The organism is Tistrella bauzanensis (assembly GCF_014636235.1).
GTDB classification, from domain to species: Bacteria; Pseudomonadota; Alphaproteobacteria; order Tistrellales; family Tistrellaceae; genus Tistrella; species Tistrella bauzanensis.
The window spans coordinates 1-6965 of sequence record NZ_BMDZ01000123.1; the positions used below are offsets into that span (position 1 = coordinate 1).

The 6965-nt window shown below is 67.8% G+C and carries 5 protein-coding genes and 1 pseudogene; 4 read left to right on the forward strand and 2 right to left on the reverse strand.

Annotated elements, in window-relative coordinates:
- Window positions 1-165 precede the first annotated feature (165 nt).
- Window positions 166-1584: an ethanolamine ammonia-lyase subunit EutB gene (locus tag IEW15_RS24540; RefSeq protein WP_188583022.1), complete on the forward strand. Its 1419-nt coding sequence runs from the start codon at window positions 166-168 to the stop codon at window positions 1582-1584.
- Window positions 1581-2453, forward strand: a complete 873-nt coding sequence (gene eutC, locus IEW15_RS24545; RefSeq protein ID WP_188583024.1) for an ethanolamine ammonia-lyase subunit EutC — start codon at window positions 1581-1583, stop codon at window positions 2451-2453. The genes IEW15_RS24540 and eutC overlap by 4 nt, the downstream gene beginning before the upstream one ends.
- Here the strand turns inward: eutC and IEW15_RS24550 are convergent.
- Window positions 2440-3687 carry a winged helix-turn-helix domain-containing protein gene (locus tag IEW15_RS24550; RefSeq protein ID WP_188583029.1) on the reverse strand — a complete coding sequence of 416 codons (1248 nt, stop codon included), beginning with the start codon at window positions 3685-3687 and terminating at the stop codon, window positions 2440-2442. The genes eutC and IEW15_RS24550 overlap by 14 nt on opposite strands.
- A gap of 324 nt (window positions 3688-4011) precedes the next feature.
- On the opposite strand from IEW15_RS24550, the gene IEW15_RS24555 reads away from it, so the two are divergent.
- Both IEW15_RS24555 and IEW15_RS24560 read left to right on the forward strand, forming a co-directional pair.
- The gene (locus IEW15_RS24555; protein ID WP_372402849.1) at window positions 4012-5004 is read left to right on the forward strand and encodes an SMP-30/gluconolactonase/LRE family protein; all 993 of its coding nucleotides are present in this window, start codon (window positions 4012-4014) and stop codon (window positions 5002-5004) included.
- Between the two features lie 231 nt (window positions 5005-5235).
- Window positions 5236-5616: pseudogene (locus tag IEW15_RS24560) on the forward strand (GNAT family N-acetyltransferase); the annotation flags it as partial.
- 37 nt (window positions 5617-5653) lie between these two features.
- Here the strand turns inward: IEW15_RS24560 and IEW15_RS24565 are convergent.
- Complete coding sequence (locus IEW15_RS24565) at window positions 5654-6868, reverse strand: Fic family protein (protein ID WP_229708771.1); 1215 nt, start codon at window positions 6866-6868, stop codon at window positions 5654-5656.
- Window positions 6869-6965 lie beyond the last annotated feature (97 nt).

A 6965-nucleotide genomic window follows, 5' to 3' on the forward strand; every position in this document is an offset into this window, starting at 1 on the left:
GGGACAAGCTTGTGGACATCGTCACGGTTTCGCGCAGACTGAAGCCTTGGATAGCCGCCCCCCGCATCCGCCTGCCGCCGCAGGCATCCGTCCAGCCCAGACCGACCGAAACCCTTGGCGCCACCACCTCTTTCGGGCGCCATCAGCCCGGGTGCTTCACGCGTGATGTCCGACCACCAGCCCAAGGCGCGCCATGCCATCGACCTCGGCGGCACGCGCTGGACCTTTCCAGATCTCAGAACCCTGCTGGCCCGGGCCACGCCGCTGCGGTCGGGCGACCAGTTGGCCGGGCTTGCCGCCGAGACGGCGGTTGAGCGGATCGCGGCCCAGATGCTGCTGGCCGATCTGCCGCTGAGCGTGTTCCTGAACGAAATCGTCGTGCCGTATGAGGCCTGCGAGGTCAGCCGGGCGATCATCGACGACCATGATGCCGCGGCTTTCTCGCCGATCCGCTCCCTCACCGTCGGCGGCCTCCGCGAATGGCTGCTGGGGCCGATGGCGACACCGGAACGGCTGGCGGCACTGCGCCCCGGCCTGACGCCCGAAATGGTCGCGGCGGTGTCGAAGATCATGCGCCTGCAGGATCTGATCGCGGTCGCCGCGAAATGCCAGGTCACCACCGCCTTCCGCACCACGCTGGGCCTGCCCGGCCGGCTGGCGACCCGGCTGCAGCCCAACCACCCGACCGATGACGACCGTGGCATCGCCGCCGCCCTGTTCGATGGCCTGCTCGCCGGCGCCGGTGACGCGGTGATCGGCGTCAATCCGGCAACCGATGGCGTGGAAGACTACACCCGTGTCTGCCGCCTGCTCGACGAGGTCCGGCTCAGGCTGGACGCGCCGGTTCAGCATTGCTGCCTGGGCCATGTCACCACCGCGATCGAGGCGATCGGCCGGGGCGCGCCGGTCGATCTGGTGTTCCAGTCGATCGCCGGCTCCGAGGCCGCCAATCGCGGCTTCGGCGTCGATCTCGCCATCCTCGCCGAAGCCCATCAGGCCGGACTGTCGCTGAACCGGGGCACGGTGGGGCGCAATGTGATGTATTTCGAGACCGGCCAGGGCTCGGCACTGTCGGCCGATGCCCATCACGGTGTCGACCAGCAGACCATGGAGGCCCGCGCCTATGCCGTGGCCCGGCGGTTCGATCCGCTGATCGTCAACACGGTGGTCGGCTTCATCGGTCCGGAATATCTGTATGACGGCAAGCAGATCACCCGCGCCGGGCTGGAAGACCATTTCTGCGGCAAACTGCTGGGCCTGCCGATGGGGGTGGATGTCTGCTACACCAACCATGCCGATGCCGATCAGGACGACATGGATGCGCTGCTGACATTGCTGGCGCAGGCCGGCGTCACCTTCGTCATCACGGTGCCCGGCGCCGACGACGTGATGCTGAATTATCAGAGCCTGTCCTATCACGACGCGCTCTATATCAGGGGCGTCACCGGCCGCCGCCACGCGCCGGAATTCGAAGACTGGCTGACCCGGGTCGGCCTGCTCGACCGTGACGGCCGGCTGACCGACGGCAGCGCAGCCCTGTCGGCCCTGCGCCCGGCCCTGTCACTGATCGGAAGCGCCGCATGAGCCGGATCGACGACGACACCGATCCCGCCGCCCAGCCCGGCACCACGCCCGCGCCCTTGATCGATCCGGCCGGGGTAGTCACACCGGCCCCGTCTGAAATCACAGCACTCCGCCGCTATACCCAGGCGCGCATCGGCCTTGGCCGCGCCGGCCAGGGCCTGCCGACGGCCGACCATCTGCGCTTCGGGCTCGACCACGCCCGCGCCCGCGACGCGGTCTGGACCGGGATCGACGCCGAGGAACTGGTCCGGGCACTGGCTGATCGTGGCCTCACATCCTGTCACGTTTCCAGCAAGGCACGTGACAGAACGGAATATCTGAGACGCCCGGATCTGGGCCGCCAGTTGTCGGTGGAGGGGGAAGCCGTTCTGGCCGCACTACCATCGATGCCGGTGAACCCGGCCGCGGCGGTCACGCTGGTGATTGCCGACGGCCTGTCGGCGGCGGCAGTCATGCTGAACGCGCTGGATCTGGTCGATGCCCTGCGGCCACGCCTGAATGCCGCCGGTATCGGGCTGATCGCCACCGTGGTCGCAACCCAGGCGCGGGTGGCGCTGGGCGATGCCATCGGCGCGCAGACCGGCGCCCGGCTGGTGGTGGTGCTGATCGGCGAGCGGCCGGGGCTGTCGGCGGCCGACGGGCTTGGCTGCTATATCACCTTCGCCCCCGAACCCGGCACACTCGACAGCGCCCGCAACTGCATCTCGAACATCCGCCCCGGTGGGCTCGACATCGACAGCGCCGCCGCCAAGATCACCTGGCTGGCCGGAGAGGCGCTGCGGCGCCGGCTGACCGGCATCGGTCTGAAGGAGGCCTCCGGCGTGGCGGTGCCCGCCGCCGGCCAGCCCCGGGTGCTCAGCGAGCGCTGACACCCACGGCGTCCACCGGTGCCGATGCCGCCACTGCTGCCGCGACCGCCGCCGTCAGGGCGGGCGCGAAATCACCCACCGGCTCGACCACCAACTGATCCAGCCCCAGCCAGCCCGCCATCACGGCAAGTCGCTCTGCCAGCCGCTCCGCCACCCGGCCGGGCTGGTGACCAGGCTCAAGATGTGCCGCCCTGACCAGCAGCCGCCCGCCCTGGCGGTCGGCCTTCAGGTCCACCCGTGCCGCCAGATGCTCGCCCATCAGAAAGGGCAGCACGTAATAGCCGTGCACCCGCTTCTCGGCCGGCACATAGATCTCGATCCGATAGCGGAAGCCGAACAGCCGCTCGGCCCGGTCGCGTTCCCAGACCAGCGGATCGAAGGGTGCCAGCAGCGCATCCTGCCGCACCCCCGCCGGCCGGGGCGCCTCGGCATGCAGATAGGCCGGCTGGCGCCAGTCTTCCACCGCCACCGGCACCAGCCGCCCGGCCTCGACCAGCTCGGCGATGGCAACACGCGCATCGGCCCCCGCCAACCGGAAGTAATCGGCCAGATCCGATGCCGTGGCGATGCCCAGCGCCCGGCCGGCAACATCGACCAGCGCCCGGTGGGCGTCGGCCGGCGCCGGCGTCGGCGCCGCCATCACAGGGGCGGGCAGCACCCGTTCGGTCAGGTCATACAGCCGTTCAAACCCGCCGCGCCGGCGACGGGTGGTGATCGCCCCGGTCCAGAACAGCCATTCCAGCGCCCGTTTGGCCTCTCCCCAGCCCCACCAGCCACCGGCGCCACGGGCGCTCTGGTCGAAATCACCCGCAGTCATAGGCCCTTCGGCGGCGATCCGTGCCAGCACCGCGCGGATGAACTCCTGCCGCTCCCGCCCGAACTGGGCGACGCCCCGCCAGATCCCGATGCCGTCGGCCGCGCGCGCCATCCGCCAGCGGAACAGCGGCTGCATCGCCACGGGGATCAGCGATGCCTCATGGCCCCAGTATTCGAACAGATGCCGGGCATCGAGGGATGCGGCATCCAGCGATGCCCGCTCATAGGCGCCGAGACGCGCATGCAGGGGCAGATAATGGGCGCGGGCCAGCACGTTGACGCTGTCGATCTGCAGCAATCCCAGCCGCTCGACCGCCCGGGCCAGTTTCACCACGCCCGGCCGCCCGGTGGCGCGCGCACCGCCGAAACCCTGGGCGCGCAAGGCGACCCGCCGTGCCTCGATCAGGCTCACCGTCATTGTCGCAGCCTCGCTCACCCGGCCATCCCCTTCCTCACCAGACGTCGTCTCTGTCGGCTCTGCGGCCAAGCCGCCGCCGATCATAGCCGGAAGCGCCTGTGCATCGCGACCCATGACTGTCCCATGACGCGAACTGGCACAGTCACGGCAACATTCCGACGAACCGTCCCTTTCATACCCAAATAAAACCAGCACAATTCCCTGAACACAAAGGGGTTTCGCGCAGACCATCATATGGTCCGCGCGTGCCATCAAGAAGCCGAACGGGAGGATACCATGATAACAAGAGCGATCACTCTGGCGTTGATTGCCTGCGCCTGGGGCATGGCACCATCGGATCTGCGGGCGGCAGAGGCTCCCGCACTGCAATACAACGACAGCATCACCGGCCCGGCGCCGATCCCGCCAGCGGAACAGAGCCTTCAGACCATCACCGCCGCGCCATGGTTCAAAGTGTCGGACAAGGGCCTGCAGCTTGAAGGCCCGGTCTTCGACCGCCAGGGCGATCTGATCTTCACCGAGGTGTTCGGCGGCCAGATCTTCAGGCTGACCCCCGACAGGCAGTTGTCGGTCATCCTGGGCGAGAACAAGCTCAGCCCGGCGGGTATCGCGCTGCACAAGAATGGCCGGATCTATATCGCCGGCCTGGGTGATTTCAAGGATGCGGGCTCGGTGGTGTCGATGGCACCCGATGGCAGCGATATCCGCGAGATCATTCCGACCACCGCCGGTTTCCTGCCTGATGATCTGGTGTTCGACGACCAGGGCGGCTTCTATTTCACCGACTTCAAGGGCAGCTCGACCACACCCACCGGCGGCGTCTATTACGTGGCGCCGGGCGCCGATGGCACCACGCCGGCCCAGGCGGTGCCGGTCCTGCCCAACCTGTCGGTCGCGAACGGCGTCGGGCTCAGCCCCGACGGCAAGACGTTGTGGGTGACCGAATTCAGCCGCGGGCTGCTGCATCGCGTGCAACTGGCCGACGCCACCACCATCGCGCCGTTCGGCACCACCATCCCCTATCGCTTCAACGGCCCGGCGCCGGATTCGCTGCGCACCGACATGGATGGCAATGTCTATGTCGCCATGTACGGCCAGGGCCGCATTCTGGTCTTGAACGAGAACGGCATGCCGATCGCCCAGATCCTGCTGCCGGGCCGCGAGACCGGCCATAATCTCCGCTCGACCAGCATGGTGATCAAACCCGGCACCAACGACATGTACATCTTCACCAACGACTGGACCGGCGGCGAGGGCTCGACCATCTTCCACGCCAAGGTCTTCGCCGAGGCGCCGGCCGACTTCTCGCAGCAGTGACACAGTGTTTCCTGCCTGAAAACACCTCGTTTTACCGGCGGAGGATCATCGGGTGATGATGGCATGATCATGCCGTCAGCCGTCTTGAGGACCATCCGATGCGGCCGCCCTTGAGGCGCTGGTCTCGGACCCGGCGGTGGCCCTGCCCACCGCCGCCATCCCCCATCCCTATCCGCCGGGCGGTGCTGCCGCCCATCTGGCCGACCTCGCCCGGCGGCGGGCCGGGAACATGCCTTCGCCATCATCGACGGCATCGCCCCGGAGACCGGCCCGGGGACCGGCCCGCTGATCGGCATGATGACGCTGCGCCCCGATATCGATGACGGCGACGGCAGAACGGCCGATCTCGGCTATGTGCTCGGCCGCGACTGGTGGGGCCGGGGCATCGCCACCGCCGCCGGCCGTAAGGTTCTGGTCGTCGCCCGCGACCAACTGGCACTTGCCCGCATCGCGGCCGACGTCAAACACGACAACCACCGCTCCGCGGCCGTCCTCCGCCGCCTCGGCTTCACCGAAACCGGCCGGCGCATGAAATACTGGCCCGCGCGCGGCGGCATGGTCCTGGTCCGGCGGTTCGTGCTCGTGCTCCGCGCGCCACGACCCGCTCCCTGACCGGCGATGTCAGACCGCATCAGTATCCGGTCGCCATTCAGACCTTCTCGGGAAACAGCCCCGGCATCCAGCGTGGCGCCAGCACAGCCGGAAAACCGAGCCGCCACGGATCGCGGGCGCCGTCGACAACCAGCACGCCCTGCGCCTGCAACGCCGCCGTCACCCGGCGGGCCTGACGTTCAACCACACCCAGCAAGGGACCGACCTCACCGCGTGACAGTTCGCCACGATACAGGATCGCTTGCAGAACCACGTCCGAGCGCGCCGGCAGCCGTTCCGCCGCCATCTCCTCGCGCGCCCAAAGCAGGATGCGGGCAGACAACGTCGCCGGCTGAACCAGGCCGGCCATGAAATCCACCTGATCGATGCAGACACGCAGGAAGAAGGCGACGAAGTCGCACAAGGCGTCCTCGCTCAGGTTACCCCGGCCGTCGCGATCGCTCCGGCGCGGCTGATCACAGGCGGCCAGATGGGCCTTGTAGCGCGAGTCGTTTCGCGCCAATCCCCGCGCCACCGACCAAAGCCCGCCGGTCTCCAGCGCCTGACGGAGCATGGCATAGGATATCAGGCGTGCCACCCGGCCATTCCCGTCCAGGAATGGATGTATCCACAGCAGACGATGATGTGCTGTCGCGGCCGCGAGGATGGTATCGGTGAGCCCGAGCCGCGCATGACCGCGCTCCAGACGCGCAAGAAAACGGGGAACGGCGCCGGGACTGATGGCCACATGTCGGCCGACGATCACGTCGCGCTGCCTCAGCATTCCCGGCGTCATGGAAAAACAGGCACCGGTCGACGGCTCCCGCACCTCCAGGAGCGCAGGCGGCAGATTTGCGCAGAAGCGACGGTGAAGGTCCAGCACATGATCCACCGTCAGAACCGGCGCCTGAAGCCCCCCCTCATCGATCCAGGCCTGCACCGCGATATGGACTTCGGCTTCAAGCTGAAGGTTCCGCTTCTCCGGGTCGGCGCTATAGTCGCCCTTCAGAGCCCGTTCGATGTCGACAGGATGGGTATCGTGGCCTTCGATGAGATTGCTGTAATAGCAGTTCATCGCCCGGACGAGTCTGGCCAGTTCCATGGCGATCATCGGCGGCATGGCAGACCGCAGGGCCGTGGCCTTCTTGGCAAGCTCGACGGCAAGATCGACAAGTTCGGTGCGCCGGAACGCGCCCTCGCTGATCACCATCGGCTCCATCATGCCGACATCCTCGTTCCGATCCTCGGCACCCGCTTCAATGTCCGCTTTCATGTCCGCTTTCATGTCCGGGGATGTCCCGCCCGATGTTGAAAAGGGCTCGGCGGACGTCGCTGGTTGATGAGGCTATGCAGCCTCGCAGACGGGGTCA

Coding starts and splice junctions, on each gene's coding strand:
- IEW15_RS24540 (WP_188583022.1), top strand. CDS start 166: ATGTCCGACCACCAGCCCAAGGCGCGCCATGCCATCGACCTCGGCGGC.
- eutC (WP_188583024.1), top strand. CDS start 1,581: ATGAGCCGGATCGACGACGACACCGATCCCGCCGCCCAGCCCGGCACC.
- IEW15_RS24550 (WP_188583029.1), bottom strand. CDS start 3,687: ATGACGGTGAGCCTGATCGAGGCACGGCGGGTCGCCTTGCGCGCCCAG.
- IEW15_RS24555 (WP_372402849.1), top strand. CDS start 4,012: ATGGCACCATCGGATCTGCGGGCGGCAGAGGCTCCCGCACTGCAATAC.
- IEW15_RS24565 (WP_229708771.1), bottom strand. CDS start 6,868: ATGAAAGCGGACATTGAAGCGGGTGCCGAGGATCGGAACGAGGATGTC.